Origin of the sequence: Streptomyces sp. NPDC046925 (assembly GCF_040644915.1) — a bacterium.
In the GTDB taxonomy this organism is placed as follows: domain Bacteria; phylum Actinomycetota; class Actinomycetes; order Streptomycetales; family Streptomycetaceae; genus Streptomyces.
In genome coordinates, this window is record NZ_JBEYWZ010000003.1 from 487,676 (window position 1) to 509,357 (window position 21,682).

The 21,682-nt window shown below is 71.0% G+C and carries 19 protein-coding genes; 11 read left to right on the top strand and 8 right to left on the bottom strand.

Translation table 11 applies throughout. The annotated features are described in order from the left end of the window. The first annotated feature begins 80 nt into the window (after positions 1–80). Positions 81–704, top strand: coding sequence for a GntR family transcriptional regulator (locus ABZ906_RS15445; protein ID WP_190081302.1), 624 nt, complete (start codon positions 81–83; stop codon positions 702–704). Between the two features lie 314 nt (positions 705–1,018). Next, complete coding sequence (aceE, locus tag ABZ906_RS15450; protein ID WP_361382173.1) at positions 1,019–3,715, top strand: pyruvate dehydrogenase (acetyl-transferring), homodimeric type; 2,697 nt, start codon at positions 1,019–1,021, stop codon at positions 3,713–3,715. Positions 3,716–3,782: 67 nt separating this feature from the next. On the opposite strand, the gene ABZ906_RS15455 is transcribed toward aceE, so the two are convergent. Both ABZ906_RS15455 and ABZ906_RS15460 read right to left on the bottom strand, forming a co-directional pair. Continuing rightward, positions 3,783–4,754, bottom strand: coding sequence for a YafY family protein (locus ABZ906_RS15455; protein WP_361382176.1), 972 nt, complete (start codon positions 4,752–4,754; stop codon positions 3,783–3,785). A 57-nt stretch (positions 4,755–4,811) separates the two neighbouring features. Continuing rightward, positions 4,812–5,768: an SDR family oxidoreductase gene (locus ABZ906_RS15460; RefSeq protein WP_361198944.1), complete on the bottom strand. Its 957-nt coding sequence runs from the start codon at positions 5,766–5,768 to the stop codon at positions 4,812–4,814. 181 nt (positions 5,769–5,949) lie between these two features. Here ABZ906_RS15460 and ABZ906_RS15465 point away from each other — a divergent pair, with 181 nt between their 5' ends. Then, positions 5,950–6,468 (top strand): DUF4240 domain-containing protein, encoded by a 519-nt coding sequence (locus ABZ906_RS15465; protein ID WP_361383182.1) that lies wholly within the window; start codon positions 5,950–5,952, stop codon positions 6,466–6,468. A gap of 105 nt (positions 6,469–6,573) precedes the next feature. Here the strand turns inward: ABZ906_RS15465 and ABZ906_RS15470 are convergent, their stop codons facing one another. After that, entirely contained in the window at positions 6,574–7,341 is a 768-nt protein-coding gene (locus ABZ906_RS15470; protein WP_361382178.1) for a peptidoglycan recognition protein, read from the bottom strand. 116 nt (positions 7,342–7,457) lie between these two features. Then, positions 7,458–8,243, bottom strand: coding sequence for an SDR family NAD(P)-dependent oxidoreductase (locus ABZ906_RS15475; RefSeq protein ID WP_361198938.1), 786 nt, complete (start codon positions 8,241–8,243; stop codon positions 7,458–7,460). A 249-nt stretch (positions 8,244–8,492) separates the two neighbouring features. On the opposite strand from ABZ906_RS15475, the gene ABZ906_RS15480 reads away from it, so the two are divergent. Beyond that, positions 8,493–9,116 (top strand): TetR family transcriptional regulator, encoded by a 624-nt coding sequence (locus ABZ906_RS15480; protein ID WP_361383185.1) that lies wholly within the window; start codon positions 8,493–8,495, stop codon positions 9,114–9,116. Between the two features lie 57 nt (positions 9,117–9,173). Here ABZ906_RS15480 and ABZ906_RS15485 read toward each other — a convergent pair whose 3' ends face one another. Continuing rightward, on the bottom strand, positions 9,174–10,283 hold the full coding sequence (locus tag ABZ906_RS15485; RefSeq protein WP_361382180.1) for a PP2C family protein-serine/threonine phosphatase: 1,110 nt from the start codon (positions 10,281–10,283) through the stop codon (positions 9,174–9,176). 132 nt (positions 10,284–10,415) lie between these two features. Continuing rightward, entirely contained in the window at positions 10,416–10,904 is a 489-nt protein-coding gene (locus ABZ906_RS15490) for a GNAT family N-acetyltransferase (protein ID WP_361198933.1), read from the bottom strand. Positions 10,905–11,095: 191 nt separating this feature from the next. On the opposite strand from ABZ906_RS15490, the gene ABZ906_RS15495 reads away from it, so the two are divergent. From ABZ906_RS15495 to ABZ906_RS15505, 3 genes are all read left to right on the top strand, one after another. Next, entirely contained in the window at positions 11,096–12,034 is a 939-nt protein-coding gene (locus ABZ906_RS15495; protein ID WP_361382183.1) for a TIGR01777 family oxidoreductase, read from the top strand. A 199-nt stretch (positions 12,035–12,233) separates the two neighbouring features. Continuing rightward, positions 12,234–13,574 carry an NAD(P)/FAD-dependent oxidoreductase gene (locus ABZ906_RS15500; protein ID WP_361382186.1) on the top strand — a complete coding sequence of 447 codons (1,341 nt, stop codon included), beginning with the start codon at positions 12,234–12,236 and terminating at the stop codon, positions 13,572–13,574. Between the two features lie 289 nt (positions 13,575–13,863). Continuing rightward, positions 13,864–16,023, top strand: coding sequence for a family 20 glycosylhydrolase (locus ABZ906_RS15505; RefSeq protein WP_361382189.1), 2,160 nt, complete (start codon positions 13,864–13,866; stop codon positions 16,021–16,023). Positions 16,024–16,101: 78 nt separating this feature from the next. On the opposite strand, the gene ABZ906_RS15510 is transcribed toward ABZ906_RS15505, so the two are convergent. Continuing rightward, a complete protein-coding gene (locus ABZ906_RS15510; protein ID WP_361198921.1) occupies positions 16,102–17,547 on the bottom strand; it encodes a regulator in 1,446 nt (481 codons plus the stop codon). Between the two features lie 219 nt (positions 17,548–17,766). On the opposite strand from ABZ906_RS15510, the gene lipB reads away from it, so the two are divergent. The 4 genes from lipB to ABZ906_RS15530 all read left to right on the top strand — a co-directional run bounded on the left by lipB (position 17,767) and on the right by ABZ906_RS15530 (position 20,889). Next, positions 17,767–18,621, top strand: coding sequence for a lipoyl(octanoyl) transferase LipB (gene lipB / locus ABZ906_RS15515; protein ID WP_361382192.1), 855 nt, complete (start codon positions 17,767–17,769; stop codon positions 18,619–18,621). Positions 18,622–18,739: 118 nt separating this feature from the next. After that, a complete protein-coding gene (locus ABZ906_RS15520; RefSeq protein ID WP_160504647.1) occupies positions 18,740–19,705 on the top strand; it encodes a lipoyl synthase in 966 nt (321 codons plus the stop codon). A 248-nt stretch (positions 19,706–19,953) separates the two neighbouring features. Beyond that, positions 19,954–20,157 (top strand): hypothetical protein, encoded by a 204-nt coding sequence (locus tag ABZ906_RS15525; protein ID WP_361198915.1) that lies wholly within the window; start codon positions 19,954–19,956, stop codon positions 20,155–20,157. A 30-nt stretch (positions 20,158–20,187) separates the two neighbouring features. Continuing rightward, a complete protein-coding gene (locus ABZ906_RS15530) occupies positions 20,188–20,889 on the top strand; it encodes a DUF4191 domain-containing protein (RefSeq protein WP_361198912.1) in 702 nt (233 codons plus the stop codon). A 126-nt stretch (positions 20,890–21,015) separates the two neighbouring features. On the opposite strand, the gene ABZ906_RS15535 is transcribed toward ABZ906_RS15530, so the two are convergent. Beyond that, complete coding sequence (locus ABZ906_RS15535; RefSeq protein WP_361198910.1) at positions 21,016–21,483, bottom strand: RDD family protein; 468 nt, start codon at positions 21,481–21,483, stop codon at positions 21,016–21,018. Between the last annotated feature and the right edge of the window lie 199 nt (positions 21,484–21,682).

The window sequence follows — 21,682 nt, forward strand, 5'->3', positions numbered from 1 at the left end:
GAGGTTTCCGAACGGGGGCGTCGCCGTATTGTCTAGGGGTCACCACGCCCCGGGGCGCTGCCCCCGCAGGAGGAGCCCACATGACCGCGCCCGTCGTTCACTCGCTGCGCGAACAGATCCGCGAGCACATCGTGGAGGGGATCGTCAGCGGGCGCTGGCAGCCGGGCGAGCGGATCGTCGAGCGGCGGATCGCCGTGGAGCTCGAGGTCTCGCAGACGCCCGTACGGGAGGCGCTGCGCGAGCTGGAGACGCTGCGGCTCATCGAATCGGCGCCCAACAAGGGCGTGCGCGTGCGGAATCTGACCGCGGCGGACCTGGAGGAGAGCTACCCCGTCCGCGCGGGCCTCGAGGCCATCGCCGCCGAGCTCGCGGCGGAGAGCCTGGCCGGTGACTGCTCGGCCCTCGAACCCCATGTCGCCGCCCTGTACGAGGCCGACCGGGCCGCCGACGGCACGTCCCAGGTGCGCCACACGGTCGGTTTCCACCGGGAGTTGGTGCGGGCCGCGAACAACTCCGTGCTCCTGCACACCTGGGAGGGCCTGGGCATCGAGGTCTTCACGGCTCTCTCGATCCGCTGGCTCGGGACGGTGCAGCAGTCGTACGCGGAGGAGCACGAGGCCCTCGTGTCCGCCTTCCGGAGCCGGGATCCCGCGATCGCCGAGCTGGTGAAGGCCCACGTACTGGGCTGCGCGCCGCGTCCCTGACACCCGCTCACGGGCTCGCGCTCATCCGTGACAGGCCCGCTCATACGTGCTCTCACCTGCGGTGATCCTTCAATTCGAAGGCACCGCGTGCCCGCGTTAATGGCACCGGATGCCTACTTTCTGAATATAAAAGAGTTTTCCCCTTCAACCCTTTGATCGATCATCGATCACGGAGTTAGAGTCTCCGACGGGGTTGTGGCGGAGCCGCACAAACGACTCCGTACCAGAGCCTCACGCCCTGTCCTGCCAAAGACTTCGGGCAACCCCACCCCTTACCGAACAGGGGACCCCCTCCGACTCAGGAAGGCGGCGACATGACCGACCCCTCCGCAATCCAGCCGAGCGAGCTCGACCAGCTCCCGGACCGCGACCCCGAGGAGACCGCCGAATGGCAGGCCTCCCTGGACGCCGTTACCCAGGCGGCCGGGCCGCACCGTGCCGCGTACCTGATGCGGCGCACGCTGGAGCGCGCCGAGGGCGCGGGCCTGGCGCTGCCCAAGCTCCTCGAGACCGACTACGTCAACACCATCCCCACCTCCGCCGAGCCGGCGATCGAGGGTGACGAGGCGATGGAGCAGCGGATCGCCGCGTGGAACCGCTGGAACGCGGCCGCGATGGTGACCCGGGGCAGCAAACACGGCGTCGGCGGCCACATCGCCACCTTCGCCTCCGCCGCCTGGCTGTACGAGACGGGCTTCAACCACTTCTTCCACGGCAAGGAGGGGGACGGCTCCGGCGACCAGCTCTACATCCAGGGCCACGCCTCCCCCGGCATCTACGCCCGCGCCTTCCTCGACGGCCGCCTGAACGAGGCGCAGCTCGACAACTTCCGCCAGGAAGCGGGCGGCAACGGCCTGCCGTCCTACCCGCACCCGCGGCGCCTGCCCTGGCTCTGGGAGTTCCCGACCGTCTCCATGGGCCTCGGCCCGCTGTCGGCGATCTACCAGGCGCGGTTCAACCGCTACCTCACCAACCGCAACATCAAGGACGTCTCCAGCTCCCACGTGTGGGCGTTCCTCGGTGACGGCGAGATGGACGAGCCCGAGTCGACGGCAGCCCTCGCGCTCGCCGCGCGTGAGGGTCTCGACAACCTCACCTACGTCATCAACTGCAACCTGCAGCGCCTCGACGGCCCGGTCCGCGCCAACTTCCGCGTGGTCCAGGAGCTGGAGGCCCAGTTCCGCGGCGCCGGCTGGAACGTCATCAAGGTCATGTGGGGCAACGCCTGGGACGAGCTCTTCCAGCTCGACACCAACGGCGCCCTGGTCCGCCGCCTGCGCGAGGTGCCGGACGCGCAGTTCCAGACGTACGCGACCCGCGACGCCGCCTACATCCGCGAGCACTTCTTCGGCTCCGAGCCCGCGCTCGTCGAGCTGGGCAAGCTGCTGAGCGACGACAAGATCAGCGAGTGCTTCCACCTCTCGCGCGGCGGCCACGAGGCCCGCAAGGTCTACGCGGCCTACCGTGCGGCGCTCACCCACAAGGGCGCGCCGACCGTGATCCTCGCGCAGACGGTCAAGGGCTTCACGCTGGGCAAGGGCTTCGAGTCCAAGAACGCCAACCACCAGATGAAGAAGCTGACGGTGGACGAGTTCAAGGACATGCGTGACCTCCTTGAGCTGCCGATCTCCGACAGCCAGTTCGTCGACGGCGTGGTGCCTTACGGCCACCCGGGCGCCGACTCGCCCGAGGTCCGCTACCTCCAGGAGCGTCGTGCCGCTCTCGGCGGTCCGGCCCCGGCCCGCCGCACGCAGCCGCTCGCGCCGCTTCCCGCCCCCGCCGACAAGGCGTTCGCCTCGTTCGACAAGGGCTCCGGTTCGCAGTCCGTGGCGACGACCATGGCGTTCGTACGCCTGGTCAAGGACCTCGTACGCGACAAGGAGACCGGCAAGCGCTGGGTGCCGATCGTCCCCGACGAGGCGCGCACCTTCGGCATGGAGTCGCTCTTCCCGTCCCTCGGCATCTACTCGCCCAAGGGCCAGACGTACGAGCCGGTCGACCGCGACCAGCTGATGTACTACAAGGAGGCCAAGGACGGCCAGATCCTCAACGAGGGGATCACCGAGGCCGGCTCCATGGCGGACTTCATCGCCGCGTCGTCGTCGTACGCGACGCACGGCGAAGCGATGATCCCCTTCTACATCTTCTACTCGATGTTCGGCTGGCAGCGCACCGCCGACCAGATGTGGCAGCTCGGCGACCAGCTCGGCCGCGGCTTCCTCGTCGGCGCCACCGCCGGTCGTACGACGCTGACGGGTGAGGGTCTGCAGCACGCGGACGGCCACTCGCCGGTGATCGCCGCGACCAACCCGGCCGCCCTGTCGTACGACCCCGCGTTCGCCTACGAGATCGCGGCGATCGTCAAGGAGGGTCTGCGCCGGATGTACGGCGAGGCCCACGAGGGCGAAGACCAGAACGTCTTCTACTACCTCACCGTCTACAACGAGCCGATGCCGCAGCCCGCGAAGCCCGCGGGTGTCGACGAGGGCATCGTGCGCGGCCTGTACCGCTTCAACACCGCCGAGACGGCGGGGCACTCCCCCGCGGCCAACGCCTCGCGCATCCAGCTGATCGGTTCGGGTACGGCCATCCACTGGACCCTCGCGGCCCAGAAGATGCTCGCCGAGGACTGGGGTGTGGCCGCCGACGTGTGGTCCGCGACTTCCTGGACCGAGCTGCGCCGCGACGCCCTGGAGGCGGACGAGGCGATCCTGCGCGGCGAGGAGCGCACTCCGTACGTGCGTACGGCGCTTGAGGGTGCGCAGGGTCCCGTGCTTGCCGTGTCCGACTACATGCGGCAGGTTCCCGACCAGATCGCGCAGTGGGTCGAGCAGGACTACTCGTCCCTCGGCGCGGACGGCTTCGGTCTCTCCGACACGCGTGACGCGGCCCGTCGCCACTTCGGCATCGACGCCGAGTCGATCGTCGTCGCCGCGCTCGCGCAGCTGGCGCGGCGGGGCGAGGTGCCCGCTGCCGCGGTGAAGGAGGCCCGGGCCAAGTACGGTCTGTAGCCTTCGGCTTGATGCGGGTACGGGTCTCTGCCCGGGTGGCAGGGGCCCGTAGCCGTGTGCGGGTTCGCTACTCGTAGCGGTTGGCCATCTTGGTTGCCGCCGCTGCGAACCGCTCTCTCAGCGCCTGCGGCTCCAGGACCTCCGCCTCCGGGCCCAGTGACATGAGCTGGGTGTACGCAACCATCTCGTTCTCGACCGGGAGCGTCACCGTCACCCAGCCCTGCGCGTCCGGCTCACCGGCCCCGTCCATCGCCTCGCCCGCGGACGCCGAGTCGGTGGCGTACGGAAGCCGTCGTACGCCCTCCTCGGAGAGCCGCAGCACGACCTCGGACCGCAGGATCGCCCGGGCGAACTGCGCCGCCCGTTCCTCCCAGAACCCCGGCAGGTCGAACTCCTCGTCGCGTACGAAACGGTCCTCGCCCGCGGCGATCGCGGTGAACCGGTCGATGCGGTACACCCGGAACGAACCGGTGTCGGGCACCCGCGCGCACAGATACCAGACACCGGCCTTGAGCACGAGGCCGTAGGGCTCCAACTCCCTTTCCACCTCGGAGTCCTGGCGCCGGTAGCGGGCGGTGACGAGGCGGTCGTCCCACACCGCGTCCGCGAGTACGGGCAGCAGCTCGGGCGTCGTCGTCTCCTTGAACCAGCCCGGCGCGTCCAGATGGAACCGCTGCGAGGCGTTCTGCGACGCGTCCCGCAGCGAGGGCATCAGCGCCGCCGACACCTTCAGACGGGCCGCCGACGCCGCGTCCTCCAGGCCCATCTCGCGCAACGCACCCGGCACTCCGGACAGGAACAGCGCCTCCGCCTCGCTGCGTCCCAGGCCGGTGAGCCGGGTGCGGTAGCCGCCGATGAGGCGGTAGCCGCCGGTCCGCCCCCGGTCCGCGTACACCGGCACACCGGCCTCCGAGAGCGCCTGGGCGTCCCGCGTGATCGTCCGCTCGGACACTTCGAGCTCATCCGCGAGCTCGGCGGCGGTCATGGAGGGACGGGCCTGGAGCAGAAGCACCATCTTGATGAGGCGGGCAGCGCGCATGCCCCCATGATGCCGCCGACCGGGGGACGATCACGCGCACCGGTTGCGGGCGGCCTCCTAGCGGTAGCCCGTGACGTCCGCGGGCTTGCCCTTCTGCTCGACCTCCGCGATGTAGCGCCAGGCGTCCGGCGCCGAGCCGTCGATGTCCGTGAAGCCGTACTCCTTGGCGAGGCCGCCGCTGGAGAGGGACTCCCCGTTCCAGCGGGCCACTTCGGGGTCGGAGGCGAGCGCGACCAGGGCCCGGCCCACGAAGGTGGGGGTCTCGGAGATGGCGAAGTGCGGGTTCTGCTCGCAGCCGTCCCGCCAGTTGTCCTCGGTGACGTGGAAGGCCGTGTCGAGCATGGACTCGGAGCGCAGCCATCCGGGGCTGAGACAGAGCGCCGTGCAGCCGTACTCCTTGACCTCCTCGGCGAGCCCTTGCGCCATCCGCAGCGGGGCCGACTTCGCGAGGTCGTAGTAGAAGGGCTTGCGGTAGTTGGGGCCGTTGTACTCCCTGGTCCCGTCGGTGACCTCGACGACCAGGCCGCCGGGGTTCTTGACGAGCAGCGGCAGTGCGTACCGGCTGGTGACGATGTGGGTCTCGATGCCCAGGCGCATCAGGCGCAGCCCCTTGTCGAGGTCGTGCTCCCACATTTTCTTGTCCCACTCGACGTGGATGTCGCCGCCCCAGATGTCGTTGACCAGGATGTCGAGACGGCCCTGCTCGCGATCGATCCGCTCGACGAGTGCCTCGACCTGCCCGGGCTCCAGATGATCGGTGGGTACGGCGATCCCCGTGCCTGTTCCGCCCGCTTCCCGGCCCGCTGCGGTGATCAGCTCCGCGGTCTCCTCGATGGTCTCCGTGGCGCGGCCCACCTCGCTGGTGTGCTTGCGCGTCGTGCGTCCCGTCGCGTACACGGTGGCTCCGGCGCGGCCGAGCTCCACGGCCATGGCCCGGCCCGCGCCCCGGGTGGCACCGGCGACGAGCGCGACCTTTCCGGTCAGTGGCTGCGCGGATGCGTGCGTGCTCTCCATGTCCCTGCTCCCCACGTCATTTCCTTCCGTGTTCTGCGTGTTCTCCATGTCAGGGAGGCTTCCACGCAATGCCGACATCTCCTGTCGGGTTTTCCATGGGCATGTGCACGCATAACGAGAGGGCCGCATCCGCCGCACTCCGCGTGCGTACCCACCCCCCAGGGCCGATGCTTGTCCCGTGATGGACGAGACGGAGTTCTGGGAGATCGTGGACCGCACCCGCGTGGCCGCCGACGGTGACCCCGAGGACCATGCCGACCTGCTCACCGAGCGGCTTCTCGAACTCGAACCCGACATGGTGCTCGACTTCGCCCGTCACTTCGAGGCCCGCTACAACCGTGCGTACCGCTGGGACCTCTGGGGAGCTTCCTCGATCATCCTCGGCGGCGCCGGCGAGGATGCCTTCGACTACTTCCGCTGCTGGCTGATCGGCCAGGGCCGCGAGGTCTTCGAGGGAGCCCTGCACGATCCCGACTCGCTCGCGGATCTCCTGGACTACTTCGACGAGGACGTCGACGGTGACGGCGAGGAGCTCGGCTTCGCGGCGGATGAGGCCTACGAGCAGCTCACCGGCGTGGTGACCCCCGATCTCGGCATCGCCCCCGCCCCTTCGGAGCCGGAGGGAACACCACTGGACTTCGAGGACGACACGGCGATGGCCCAGCGCTACCCGAAGCTCTGGGAACGCTTCGGCGACTGACGACACCGCGCCTTTACTGCTGACGGCCGGGACACCCCGCCGCCGGTCGGGACACCCCACTGCCGGTCGGGACACCGCGCTTCCGATCAGGACACCGCGCTTCCGCTACCGGTCCTGCAGTCGTGCCGCCTCCTTCCTGATCCCGGGGAGCGCGGCCATCAGTGCCGCTCCCGGGCATTGCGTGTAGAAGCCGTCCTTGTGCCCTGACACCGCCCTGAACTTGGCGCTCTTGCCCTTCGGATATCTGCTGAGGCTGTTCGACGAGACCAGCCGCACCTCGGAACGCGGGTCCACGTCCGTGAGGCCGAGCTTCCACGCCACCAGCGCCGCCATCGCGGCGGTCATCGCCTCGGGAACGGGCACCCCCTTCGTGAACGTCCCTATCGCCGCGATTCCCACCGATCCCCGGTTGAAGCCCTGCGTGTGCGCCCCGACCACGGCCCGGCCGACGCCGCCCGCACGCCCCTCGTAGATGGTCCCGCAGCGGTCGACGAGGAAGTTGTAGCCGATGTCGTCCCACTGCCTGCTCTCGGTCTGACCGGTGTACAGATAGCGGATGGTGCGCGGGGCATCGGCGCAGTCGTAGTCGTTCGGCGTGTCCGTGTGGTGCACGAACACCGCCTTGACCCGCTTGGCATACCGGGCGGGCGGCCCGCGCTCAGCACCGTCCATCCACTCGGAGCGCGGCACGATCCGCGGCTTGGCCGCCGGATGCCCCCTGGTCTGCCCCGCCGGGTGCCCCTTCGGCTGCCGCGCCCCGCCCTGCCCCGACGCCCCCGCCACGCCGGGGCCCGCGAACAGCGCGCACATCAGCAGGAGCCCCACGGTCGCGAACCGGGGCAGACGGCCGAGCACCGCTTGCAAGACACGCATGGTCCGACTGTCCGGCCCGCCCCCTCGGCCCGCGATCCCCGGTCCGCCGTTCGAGTGAACCGGAATCCGCTGCTCCGGAGCAGCGGACCCCTCTCCCCCGGACGGCGTCCGGGCCGTCAGAAGTGGGTGCCGCCGTCGACCCGGACCTCGGTGCCGGTGATGAACTTGCCGTCCTGCGAGCCGAGCAGGGCGACCACCGAGGCCACGGATTCCGGTCCCGCGAAGCCCTGCCCGATGGCGGGCGCCAGCTTCACGAACAGGCTCATGTCGGCGTCCTCGGGCAGGCCGGGGCCCACGCTCTGCCTGCTGGCACCGCTGCCGTCGGTCATGCCGCTCGATATGGAGCCGGGCTGGACGGAATTGAAGCGGATGCCCCGCTTGCCGTACTCCGCGGCCAGCGCGTGCGTCATGGACTGGATGCCGCCCTTGCTCGCCGCGTACGCCGCCATGTACGGGTGGGCGAACATCGCGGAGGTGGAGCTGAAGTTGACGACGGCGGCGTCGTCCCCCGCGAGCAGGGCCGGGATCGCCTCGCGGATCACCAGGAACGTGCCGACGAGATTGATCCGTATGACGTGCTCGAAGGAGTCCAGGCTGGTCTCGTGCGTGTGCGAGGAGCGGAGCACGCCCGCCGCGTTCACCAGGACGTCCAGGCCGCCGAGCGCGGTGACGGCGGCGGCCACACCCTCGCGCACCGCGGTCTCGTCGGAGATGTCGACCACGAGGGTGGTGAGGCGCTCCGCCGCGGCGCCCGCCTTGTCGTAGGTGTCCTTCAGGCCCGCCTCGCTGACGTCGGCGGCCACGACCCTGCCGCCCTCCGCGAGGATCCGCAGGACGGTGGCCTGCCCGATGCCCGAGCCGCCGCCGGTGATGAGTGCGCGACGGCCTGCGTAGCGGTCCATGAGATGTCTCCGATCAACTCCGGGCTCCCGGATCCGCCCATGGATCCGGGATTCCCGATCTGATTTCAATGTACGCCTGAGTGGCACGTTTTGCCACAACGACAATTCATGTATCAGGGTGAGAATCCCGCGTAGGCTGCGGGGGTGAGCACTCAGCCGACACCGCCACCGCCACCGCGTAAATCGCCGTCATCGCAGGCCGCGCAGACCCCGCAGGCCGCCCAGGCCGCCCAGGCCCCGCAACCGTCGCTGACCGAGCGCCGCAAGGCCGCCACGCAGCTCGACATCGCCCGCGCCGCGGCCGAGCTCTTCGCCGAGCGCGGCCCGGACGGCACCACGGCCGAGGAGATCGCGGGCCGGGCCGACGTGGCACTGCGCACCTTCTACCGGTACTTCCGCAGCAAGCAGGACGCGGTCGCACCGCTCCTCGCGGGCGGCGCCGCCGAGTGGCGGGCCCACCTGGCGGGTCTCGACCCGGCCGCGGGAGTGCCGACGGCCCTGGAGCAGTCCATCGCCGAGGCGCTCACCGCGGCGGACGACCGCGCGGCCGAGGCCCTGGAGTGGACCCGCGGGCTGCTGCGCGCCGCGCAGGACGATCCGGCACTGCGCGCCGTCTGGTACCGCGTGAACCAGGAGTCCGAGGAGCAGCTCGTGCCCGTACTCGCCCGGCTCGCCCCTGGCGGAGCCGACGACCTTGACGTGCGCCTGACCGCCGCCGCGGCCACGGACGCCGTCCGCCTCGCCCTGGAGACCTGGGCCGCCACGGACGCACCCGCCGAAGGCCCCGGCTCCCCCGCCGACCTGGCGGTGCGCTGCCTGCGCGAACTGACGGGCGGGCTGCGTCTCCTGGCCGCCGGGCGCGGGGACGGCTGAATCCGGCGCCCCGGTAACCGCTGGTACCGCTACGGCGCCCGCCCGCCGCAGGCCCCGCTACGGCGCCGGGTCCAGCGAGAACGCCAGCAGCGCCACGTCGTCCCCCACCCCTCCGCAGAACCGCATCAGGTCCTGCCAGACCGCCGAGGTCAGCGCCGAAGGGTCGTCCAGGGCTTCGGCGCAGAGCACCGCGACGCGCTCGGTCAGCGGGTAGAAGGCGCCGGACGCGTTCCGCGCCTCGGTCACCCCGTCGGTCACCACGAGCAGCCGGTCGCCGGGCTTCAGGACCAGGCTCGTCTCCTCGGGCGGAGCGACCCCGGCGATCCCCAGGCCCAGCGGAGCCCCCGGAGCGACGGTCAGCTCCTCGACGCGCCCGCCCCGCAGCAGCAGCGGAGGCGGATGGCCGCAGGAGACGATCCGCAGCTCGGAGGCGTCGTCCCGGAACTCCAGGAGCACGGCGGTGGCGAAGAGTTCCGCGTGCTCGGACTCCTCGGAGTCGACCACGAGACGGCGGTCGAGCCGGGCGGCGACCCCCTCCAGGTCGGGCTGGTCGAGCACCGCCTCTCGGAAGGCACCGAGCAGGGCCGCGACCGTACCGACGGCCGCGAGGCCGTGCCCCTGCACGTCACCCACCAGCGCCCGTACGCCGACCGAGCCCTTGCGTACGTCGAAGAGGTCGCCGCCGACCAGCGCCCCGCCCTGTGCCGCGCGGTAGAGGCCCGAGCAGCGCAGCGGGCCCACGCGCTCCGGCAGCGGCGGCAGGACGGCGAACTGGGCGGCCTCCGCGACGGTGCGCACGGTGACGAGCTGGGCGTCGCGCCGGCTGCGCACCCAGGCGAACACGACGCTCAGCAGCCCCACGAAGGCGACCGTCAGCAGATCGCTGTCCCCGGGACGGCCGAGTCCGAAGCCCGGCAGTTGGAGCAGCAGCACCGCGGTGCCGCCGAAGACGGCCGTGGCCAGGGCGCCGTACGAAAGGGCGGCCAGCGGCGGCACGGCGGCGAGCAGGAAGCTGAGGTCGATCGTCACCGGCGTGGCCAGCTGGATGACGCAGATCAGGAAGAGGAGCGCGGGCGGGGGCCAGCGCACCCAGTGGGGCGGCGGAGCCCCGCGCAGCCACCCCGGCTCCTCCCGGTCCCGCCGACTGGCAGCAGCGACCCTGAACATCGGTTCGCTCCTTCCGGTCGGCCTCCCCACGCTCCTACGCGCGCGTGCCCGCCGCACGCCGGGCCGGTCCGTCGGGTGCCGGGCCCCCGGCAGCCGGACGGCGGGCCCGGGGTGCCCGGAGTGCCCGGAGCGTCAGAGCACCCGCCCCATCAGGACGTCGTCCACGTACGAGCCGTCGAGGAAGAATTCACCCGGCAGCACCCCCTCGATCACGAACCCCTCGGAGTCGTAGAGGGCCCGGGCCGCGACATTGTGGCCGAGTACCCGCAGCGTGATGCGGCGCGCGCCCTGGCGGCGGGCCTCGTCGACCGCGGCCCTGAGCAGCTCGCGGCCCACTCCCTTGCCGCGCGCCTCGTCCGCGACGGCCAGGCCCAGGATCTGGCGCACGTGGGCGTTGGCGAGGAGAGGGGTGGGAAAACCGAGCCGGATGTAGCCGACGACCACGCCGTGCCGTTCGGCGACCAAGTGGTCGCGGGGACCGAAGCGGTCGGTGAAGAACGGCGGGTACGGGGGGCGCGGAGCCGGTTGTACCGCGTGCAGGGTCGACCAGGTGGTGCGGTCGATGCGGCCGAGGGCTGCTTCGTCGTCCGGCATGGCGGTACGTATGTTCGTGTCCGACATGAGCGCCACTGTACGACGGACGCCACTTGCCTCCCGGCGAGTAACCGCAACGGGCACCCCCTGCCTCCCGGCGAGTAGCCGTACGCCGGGCGCCGCACGCCTCCCGGCGAGTATCCGCACGGCGGGCGCCACGCGCGTCTTGGCGGAGATCCGGGACGCCTCCCGGCGGGTTTCCGGGGCAGGATGGCGTCATGGAGCCCACCGAGACCGAGCAGTCAGTCCCGTCATCAGCGCGGCGGTCCCGCATCGCCGTGGCCGGTGCGTCCGGCCTCATCGGAACGGCGCTGACCCGCGCCCTCGCCGACGACGGTCACGAGGTGGTGCGGCTCGTGCGCCGGGCGCCCCGTACGAAGGACGAGGTGCGGTGGGACCCCAAGGAGGGGTACGTCGACACGGCGGGGCTCGCGGGCTGCGACGTCATCGTCAATCTGGCGGGAGCCGGAGTCGGCGATCACCGCTGGACCGCCGCCTACAAGCAGGAGATCCGCGACAGCAGGGTGCTCGGCACTTCGGCGCTCGCCGAGGCGGCGGCCTCCCTGGACGAGCGGCCCCGCGTCTTCCTGTGCGCGAGCGCGATCGGCTACTACGGAGACACCGGTGAGCGCGCGGTGGACGAGAGCGCTCCCGCCGGACAGGGCTTCCTGCCCTCCCTGTGCGTGGAGTGGGAGGGCGCGGCCGCCGCGGCGCACGAAGCGGGCATCCGCACGGTCTTCGCGCGCAACGGCCTGGTGGTGGCGCGCGAGGGCGGGGCCTGGGGGCGGATGTTCCCGCTCTTCAAGGCGGGGCTCGGCGGTCGTCTCGGCAACGGCCGTCAGTACTGGAGCCACATCTCGCTGCACGACGCGGTGGCCGCGCTGCGGCACCTGCTCGACACGGAGTCGCTCTCGGGTCCCGTCAATGTGACGGCGCCCGAACCGCGCACCAACCGTGAGGTGACGGCCGCGATGGGGCGGGTGCTGCACCGGCCCACGCTCTTCACGGCACCGTCGCCCGCACTGCGCGTCGTGCTCGGCGAGATGGCCGGTGACGTGCTCGGCAGCCAGCGGGTCCTGCCGACCCGGCTCCTGGAGTCGGGATTCTCGTTCGCGTTCCCCGGCATCGAGGAGTCCATCCGCGCGGCGCTGCGGTAGAGGCCGCCGGGCCGTTCGCCCTCTTCACGGCTGCGATCTCGACGTACGGCCTCCGTGCGACCGGCGTGCGACCGTGCTCGGTCGATGCGCGACTGCCGCCGGACGTCAGGGCTCCTAACCTCGTGCGGAACTCCGTGATTCCGAAGCCCTGTTGAGGGCATGACGTCCCCAGCAGCCGCGCAACCCCGGGGAGGGGCCCGTGCTTGAGCCTGCGCACCATGCGGATGTCGTCATCGTGGGAGCGGGGGTCGCGGGACTGTCTGCCGCCCACCAGCTGACCAGGGCCGGTGTAACGACCGTCGTCCTGGAAGCCGCCCCTTACGTGGGCGGACGCATGTCGACGGAGAAGGTCGACGGATTCCGGCTCGACAGGATCGGGCAGCTGCTCACCACGTCGTATCCCGAGTTGCGCCACACGCCGGGGCTCGACGCTCTCGTACTGCGGCCCTTCGCGCCCGGCGTCCTGGTGCACAGCGACGGACGGCACCACCGCGCCGTCGAGCCCACCGGGCCCCGGCGCGCGAGGGGCGCACTTACCGCCGCACGCGCCCTCGCAACCGCCCCCAGGGGTCCGCGGACGGCATGGACCGCCCCGCGCACCACCCCCCTCGGGGGCGCGCTCGACCAGGCCCGCCTCGGCGCGGCACTCGCCCGGCTCGCGGCGACGCACCCGAAGCGCCTGATGACCCGCCCCGAACTCCCCGCGGCCAAAGCCCTCTTCTCCCGCGGCCTGCCCGCCCGCACCGTCAACGGCTTCCTGCGTCCGCTGCTCTCGGCGCTCCTCTGCGACCCGGACCTCACCACGTCAAGCCGGTGCGCGGACCTCGCCCTGCGCTCCTTCGCGCGTGGCCGCCTGTGCCTGCCCGAGGGCGGCGCCGAGGTGCTGCCCGAGCTCCTGGCGGCCGCACTGCCACCGGGGACGGTGCACACCGGCGTACGCGTCACCGCCGTCTCCACCACCTCGGTCACGACCGCGGACCACGGCGAAGTGAGCTGCCGGGGCGTTCTGCTGGCCACCGACGCCCGCGCCGCCGCCGAACTCCTTCCCGGCCTGCGCGTGCCGCCCTTCCATCAGGTGACCGTGCTCCACCACGCGGCCCCGGAGCCGCCGCTCGCCGAGCCCGCGCTGCTGCTCGACGCCGACCGCTCGGGGCCGGTCGCGCATACAGCCGTGATCAGCCATGTCGACCCTTCGCGCGCCCCCGCGGGCCGGGCGCTCATCTCGTCGACCGTCCTCGGTCCACCGCCTGACGAGCGCGCCGTCCTCGCCCATCTCGCCGATCTGTACGGCACGTCGACCGCAGGCTGGGAAACCCTCGCCGTCCATCACACCCGCGACGCGGTGCCCGCGATGCCGCCCCCGCACGATCTGCGCCGCCCGGTGCGGCTGCTCGCGGGGCTCTACGTGTGCGGGGCCCACCGGGACACCAGCACGGTGCAGGGCGCGCTCTATTCGGGCCGTCGCGCGGCGCGGGCCGCGCTCGCGGACTTGGGTGCGGACCCCGCGTACGGGACAGGGGAGCTCCCCATGGCGGCCTGACCCATCTGGCTACCCATCCAGCTACTCATCTGCCTGCCCGTCCAGCTACCCGTCCGGCTATCCATCCGACGTATACGCCACTCCCTTCGGCCCATACGCCAACCCCGGAAGCCTCCGCACCCCCACGCGGAGGCTTCCGCCTTTCCCGCGCATCCCTGCAACTTCCCTTGCCACACCAGTACCCCGCGGCTACGGTCCCACCGGATCGCCAAGCCGCGGGAGGACTCACGTGCGTCGCACCATCCCGGTGATATCGCTCATCCTCGGCCTATTCATGGGAGGTCTCTCTTTGCCGACCACCGCAACCGCATCGGAGACCGCACCGGAGACCACAGGGCCCTCCCCAGCACCCTCCGCAGCCCCCGTAGTACCCCGCCCCACCGACTGGACCGCGCTCGGCGGCCGCACGGAACTCACCGAGCGCACCCGCATCCTGATCGACCCGCGCGCGGGCTCCACCACCGCGCTCCCCTCGGGCCGCAGCGAATTCCCCGGCCCCGCACACCAGTCCGTACGCAAGCTCGCCGCCCAACTCCGTACGGAGATCAAGCAGGTCACCGGCATCACACCCCGGATCGTCCAGCACCCGGACCGACCCGCCCACGGCGACATCACGCTCGGACTCACCGCCGAGGGGAAGCTCGGCGCGGAGGGCTACACCTTCGACAGCGCGGGCCCGGTCCGTATCGAAGCCGCCTCCACCCACGGCCTCTACTACGGCACCCGCACCCTCCTTCAGCTCCTGCGCTCCACGGCCGACGACCACCGCGCCGTGCCCCGCGCCCGCTCCACCGACCGCCCCGCGCAGGCGATCCGCATGGTCCACCTCGACGCGGGCCGCAAGTACTGGAAGATCCCCTACCTGGAGAACCTGATCCGCAGGATGGGCGACCAGAAGCTCAACACCCTCTTCCTGCACCTCTCCGAGTCCGAGGGCTTCCGCCTGTACAGCCCGAAGTTCCCCGGCCTCGCCGACCCCGGCCACAGCTACGACCGCGCCGACATCGAGCATCTGAAGGCGTTCGCGGCCCGCCATCACGTCCAGTTGATGCCCGGCCTCGAACTGCCCGGTCACGCCACCGTGATCAGCGAGGCCTTCGGGATCGGCTTCGGTTCCGGCCCGGGCGCGTGCTCCGGCGCACACACGCACTCGCACCTCACGCCCGACTGGATCATCGACATGACCAGCGACAAGGCGATCGCGAAGTCGAAGGAGATCGTCGACGAGTTCGCGGGCTGGTTCGACGCGCCGCTGTTCTCGATCGGCGCGGAGGAGGTGCCCGGTCAGCTCGCCGAGTGCCCGCGCGTGCAGAACCATCTGGCGAGCGCGCCCGACGTGTCCACGCTCGGCGACCTCCTCAACCGCTACATCAACACCCTGGACGACGTGGTCACTTCGCACGGCAAGCGCACGGCCGTCTACAACGGCTCCGAACACCTCGAAGCGCCCCAGCAGAAGGTCCACGCCCCGGTCGTCTTCCTCACCTGGGAGGGCACGGGCGCCGAACCGGAGATCCCCGGGCACGACGAGATCGCCATCGGCCCGTTCTACGACACCCCGAACAACTACCACCACCTGTATCCGGACGAGCCCTGGATGTACGACAGCTGGGCGCCGAGCACCGCCCCCGACATGCTCGGCGCCGGCGTCACCAACTGGGCCGACTACAACTTCTGGGCCGACGACGGATACTTCGAGCAGAGCATGGCGGGCGCCCGCGCGATCCTCGCCGACCGCACCTGGAACAGGACCGCGACGCCGGACACCCTTGCCGACTTCCGGGCCCGCGCCGCCCGCATCGGCGACCCGCCGGGCACGACGCCCGCGCCGCTGCCGCCCCGGGTCGAGGGCCGGCCGAGCCATCACTGGACGTTCGACGACGCCTCGTACCCCAGCGGCTGGACGTACGCGGGCAGTCCCGGCAACACGATCTTCGCCGAGGACACGGCGGGCGGCCTCCCCGGCACCTCGTACATCATCAACAACCCCACTCCCGTGGACGGTGTGCGCGGCAAGGCCTGGCGCTTCGACTCCGACCGGGACGGCGTGGGCTTCGGCGGTCTGGACGTCGCCGAGCCGTGGACCGCGTCCGTGCAGGTCCGCCCGACGGCCCGGACCGGGGACCAGGTACTGCTCAGCTCCAGGGCGGGCGCGCTGAAGCTGATGCAGCACGGCACCGGGAAGGTCGGCTTCACGCGGTACGGAACGGCCGACCACAGCTTCGACTACACGCTGCCCCTCGACCGCTGGACCCGTCTGACGTGGGTGACGACTCCGGGGCAGACCATCCTGTACGCCGACGGGCAGCGGGTCGGGAGCGTCGCGGCGTCGATCCCCCTGCCGCTGCGGTCCATCGGCACGGAGAAGGCGAGCCTGCGGGGCGACCTCGACGAACTCACCACGTGGGACGAGGCGCTCACCCCCGACGAGGTCGCGCGCCTGCGCTGACCCCGTACGCCCGAGGGGACACGGGTAAGGGGCGGGCCTGCGCAGGCCCGCCCCTTACATCGCACCCGATATCCCGTCTCAGCTCAGCGCCGCGACCCGGTCCCGGTATCCGCGCACCGCCGCCGCGTCGCGGTACGGCTCAAGACGCCGCTCGAAGTCGCGTACGTACTCGACCGCTCGCACCGACCGCATCTCGCCCGCCGCCTGCGCCGCCTCCGCGCCCAGCTGGCAGGCCTGCTCCAGCTCGCCGAGGCCCAGGCGCGAGGAGGCGAGCACCACCCGGCAGAACAGGCGGCTGCGGGCGTACCCGGGGGCGCGCAGCTGGAGCGAGCGCTCCGCGTGCTGCGCGGCCACGCGGTACTGCTGGAGGTCCCGGTGGCAGTGCCCGAACTCGTCCGCGAGCTGCGCCTCGTCGAAGAACCGCGCCCAGTACGGGACCTCGTCCCCCGGCCGTGACGTCTCCAGGGCCCGCTCGGCGCGCACCATCGACGCCGTGCACGCCCGCACCTCGCCGAGCACCCCGTGCCCGCGCGCCTCGACCGAGTGCAGCAGTGCCTGTACGACGGGCGGTGCCGACGACCCGACGCCCTGCTGCGCCACCCGCGCCAGCTGCACCGCCTCTCTGCCGTGCCCGAGGTAGACGGCCTGCCGGCTCATCGTGATCAGGACGTACGAGCCGTACGCGCGATCGCCCGCCGCCTGCGAGAGCCGCAGCGCCTGGACGTAGTAGCGCTGGGCGAGCCCGTGGGCCGCGATGTCGTACGAGGTCCAGCCGGCCAGCCGGGTGAGGTCGGCGGCGGCGGCGAAGAGCCGCCGCCCGGCCTGCTCGCCGTACGTGCCGCGCAGCATCGGCTCGGCCTCGTGCTCCAGATAGCGCACGAGTGCCTGCCGTGCGTGCCCGCCGCCGTACGCGTGGTCGAGCGCCCGGAAGAGCTCGCCGACGGAGCGCAGGGCCGAGATGTCACCGCTGGTCACTCTCGCCCCGGCGCCCCGCTCGGGCTCCTTGCGCTGGCGGGGCACGGCGGGGCGCCCCTGGGTGGGGACGCGGCCGCCGTTCAGTCCGTGGTCGCCGCGCCCCACCCGGTCGTCGGCGCGGCCGATCAGCCAGTCCCTGCTGGGGACGACGAGCCCTGCCGGGGTGAACGCGATCTTCCGCAGTTCGGCATGGCTCCCGGAGTCCTTGCGCCAGAGCCCGCCGACGATGTCGATCGCCTCTTCGGGGCTCGCCGCGAATTCGAGCCCGGCGTACACCGGCGCACAGGCGTCGAGCCCAAGATCCTGCGCGGAGAGTCTGCGCCCTAACCGCCGGGTGAAGACCTCCGCGATGAGGGCGGGGGTGGTGCCGCGCGGCTGCTGGCCGCGCAGCCAGCGGGTCACGGATGTCTTGTCGTACCGCAGATCGAGACCGTGCTCGAGGCCCAGCTGATCGACGCGGCGCGCGAGCCCCGCATTGGAGAAACCGGCTTCTGAGATGAGCGCGGCTAGCTGGCGGTTGGGCGTGCGCTGCGGAGGTCGTTCCGTCATCAGCTGTGCGGTCTCCTGCCTTTCGGGCGTTGCTTGAGCAGCCCTTATGGCTCTATGAACGGCGTGAATGTAGCGGCCCTCACAGTCCCCATCGCGGCCTTCGACCCGCATTCATCCGATCGTGTGAGGATTGACCGGAGGACTGACGAGAATCCGCTGGCCGTACAGTGGCTGGGGGCGCGATATGTGCACGGTGCAGGTTCTAGGGAGGCACTTGCCGTGAGTGAGTTTCAGTTCGTCCGACTCGGCTTCGGTCCGGACTCGGTGGAGTACCAGGAGGCCTGGGACGAGCAGCGCCGCGTACACGCCGCCCGTTTCGCCGACGAGCTCCCGGACACGTGTCTGCTGCTCGAGCACCCGCCGGTCTACACCGCGGGCCGCCGCACCGAGGACAGCGAGCGCCCGCTGGACGGCACCCCCGTCGTCGACGTGGACCGCGGCGGCAAGATCACCTGGCACGGTCCCGGCCAGCTCGTGGGCTATCCGATCCAGAAGCTGCCGCGCCCGGTGGACGTCGTAGCACACGTACGCCGTCTGGAAGAGGCTCTTATCCGTACGTGTGCGGAGTTCGGCCTGGAGACGTCCCGCGTCGAGGGCCGCAGCGGCGTATGGGTGCTGGGTGACCCGGTCCAGGAGCGTCCGGCGCTCGGCGGGCTGACCCTGGACTTCGACCCGCGAACGCAGGACGACGAGTTCGACGCCCGGTTCAACGGCCCGGAGTACGCCCCGTCCAACGCGGGCCAGCGCCGCGAGGACCGCAAGATCGCGGCGATCGGCATCCGCGTCGCCAAGGGCGTGACGATGCACGGCTTCGCGCTGAACGTGAACCCGGACAACACCTGGTTCGACAAGATCATCCCGTGCGGCATCCGCGACGCGGGCGTGACATCGCTCTCGTACGAACTGGGCCGCGAGATCACGATCGCCGACGTCCTGCCCGTCGCCGAGAAGCATCTGCGGAACATCCTGGAGAACGCGGAACTGAAGCCGCGGCTCGTGGAGAAGGCAGCCGGGAGCCCCGAAAACCCCGAGAACACGGTTGAGCGCCCGGAATCCGAGAAGGCGACCGCCTAGACCGACACGGGCTCCGGGGAATGCACCCCGCCGGCCGGAGGTTGGCCGGACGTAAGCCCAACGACATGACGGGCGTACCCTGGTGTGCGCCGAAGAATCGAAGCTACAGGGAGCCGATGTGTCCGCAGTCGCACCCGACGGACGCAAGATGCTGCGCCTTGAGGTCCGGAACGCCCAGACCCCGATCGAGCGCAAGCCCGAGTGGATCAAGACCCGGGCGAAAATGGGCCCCGAGTACACGAAGATGCAGAACCTCGTGAAGAGCGAGGGCCTGCACACGGTCTGCCAGGAAGCGGGCTGTCCCAACATCTACGAGTGCTGGGAAGACCGCGAGGCCACCTTCCTCATCGGCGGTGACCAGTGCACCCGGCGCTGCGACTTCTGCCAGATCGACACGGGCAAGCCGCAGGCACTCGACCGCGACGAGCCGCGCCGCGTCGGTGAGTCCGTCGTCACGATGGACCTGAACTACGCCACGATCACCGGCGTCGCCCGCGACGACCTGGACGACGGCGGCGCCTGGCTGTACGCGGAGACCGTGCGCCAGATCCACGCGATGACGGCGGAGCGCGCCGAGGGCAAGACCAAGGTCGAGCTGCTCATCCCCGACTTCAACGCGGACCCCGACCAGCTGGCCGAGGTCTTCTCGTCCCGCCCCGAGGTCCTCGGGCACAACGTGGAGACCGTGCCGCGCATCTTCAAGCGGATCCGCCCCGGTTTCCGCTTCGAGCGCTCGCTCGAGGTCATCACCCGCGCCCGCGAGGCCGGTCTGGTCACCAAGTCGAACCTCATCCTGGGCATGGGCGAGGAGCGCGAGGAGATCAGCGAGGCGCTGCACGCGCTGCACGACGCGGGCTGCGAGCTCATCACGATCACGCAGTACCTGCGCCCGACGCCGCGCCACCACCCCGTGGAGCGCTGGGCCAAGCCGCAGGAGTTCGTGGAGCTCAAGGAGGAGGCCGAGGAGATCGGCTTCTCCGGCGTCATGTCGGGCCCGCTGGTCCGCTCCTCGTACCGCGCGGGTCGCCTCTACCAGATGGCGATCGAGAAGCGCGGGGCGTACGTCGCTTCGCAGGCGGTCTGATCTTCCCGCAGGAGCCCGACTGTGTGAATCGGCGCACAAGTGACTACTGACCAGTAGTGGCCGAGATGGCGCGGCCCGTACAGTCCCCGCAGGTGAGGGGTCCGTACGGGCCGCGTCAGTGTTTTGCGCTTGAGCGTCAAGGCTTCATCCGTGTTTGACCGGTCAGTCACGCCCTGGTAACACCAATCAGTGACCCTGGAATTACCCCACGTACAGCCCTAGCCATAGCCGCCCAGGAGGGCCCCACCATGCAGGCCGCGCCCGTACGCGCCACCGCCATCCCGTCCGTCACCGACGCACTGCGTGCCGTCGAGTCGATTCTCATGAGCAGCGGCCAGCGCACCGCCCGCCGCAACGCCTGGACATCCGTGCTCGACGACCGGCGTCGCGCCAAGGACCGGGCGGAGGCACTGCGCGTGCTCGAAGAGGCCATGCCAACCCACACGTCGTAGTCACTTCCAGGGACACGTAGACTTCACGACATGGCGAGGAAGGAAAACGCGGCGGACGCCGCGAACCCCGGGCGACTCAAGCAGATCGCTCAGACCTACAAGATGACCCGCAGGGCCGATCCGCGGATCGGTCTCATCATCGCGGCTGTGGGAATCGTCACCTTTGGTGTCTTCCTCGGTATCGGCTTCTTGATCGGTCACCCGATCTATCTCGGCATTCTCGGCTTCGTGCTCGCCTTCCTCGCGATGGCGATCGTCTTCGGGCGCAGGGCCGAGCGTGCGGCCTTCGGTCAGATGGAGGGCCAGCCCGGTGCGGCGGCCGCGGTGCTCGACAAGATCGGCCGCGGCTGGACGACGACTCCGGCGGTGGCGATGAACCGCAGCCAGGACGTCGTGCACCGCACGGTCGGCAAGGCGGGCATCGTGCTCGTCGCCGAGGGCAACCCGAACCGCGTGAAGAGCCTGCTGGCCGCCGAGAAGAGGCGGATGGCGCGGGTCGTCTCGGACGTCCCCGTGCACGACGTCATCGTCGGCACCGGCGAGGGCCAGGTCCCGCTGAAGAAGCTGCGTACGACGCTTCTGAAGCTCCCCCGCGTCCTCCAGGGCCCCCAGGTCACGGCCACGAACGACCGGCTGCGCGCGATGGGGGACCTCATGTCCAATATGCCGCTCCCGAAGGGGCCCATGCCGAAGGGCATGCGGATGCCTCGCGGCGGCCCGAAGATGCGGTAATTCCCCGCCTCTGCTCGCTCTACTTGTCTCTACGTACGGCGAAGGCCCCGGAACCGATTCGGTTCCGGGGCCTTCGCCGTACGAATTCGCTTCCGGGGCCTTCGCCGTGCGCTGAACGCTCTGTGCTCAGATCCGCACCTGGACGGCGCTTGCGAGGCGGTCGTGCAGGCCGCGGCCGTCGCGGTCCCAGATCAGGGCCGGGATCGCCACGCAGAGCAGCACACTGCGCAGGAGGACCCGGACGATGCCGAGCCGGCCGCCGCCCTCGGCGATGACGCGCAGCCGGAAGAGGGCCTTGCCGGGGGTGCAGCCGACCGTGCCGACCGTCAGGACGGTCATGACGAAGAAGATGCCGAGCGCCCAGTTCCCCATCGCCTGCTGGTCACCGCGAGCGAACAGGCCGTATGCGATGAGCATGCACAGGGCCCAGTCGACGACGACTGCGCCCATGCGCCGTCCGGGCCGCGCGATCGAGCCCGGCCCCTCCTCCGGCAGGCCGAGCTGCTCGCCGCGATACCCGAAGTCGACGCCCGCGTCCTCCGCGGCCGCACGAGGGCCGGAGAGCCACGATCCGATTACTTGCCTGTTGTCCACCCGTCCACGGTACTGCGCCCGTTTTCGTACGAGGACGGTCGGGGTAGGGCGAATGACAGCTGGCCCGAACTCGCCTCGGTTAACTTCGGCGAAACAAATGGGTCATGCTTGAGAAATCCCCCGTCCCTATGGTCGGGTCCCAGCGTGTGCCACCGCACTGGCCGCACAACGAGCTGCAACCCCGCCCCGCCTGGGGGTC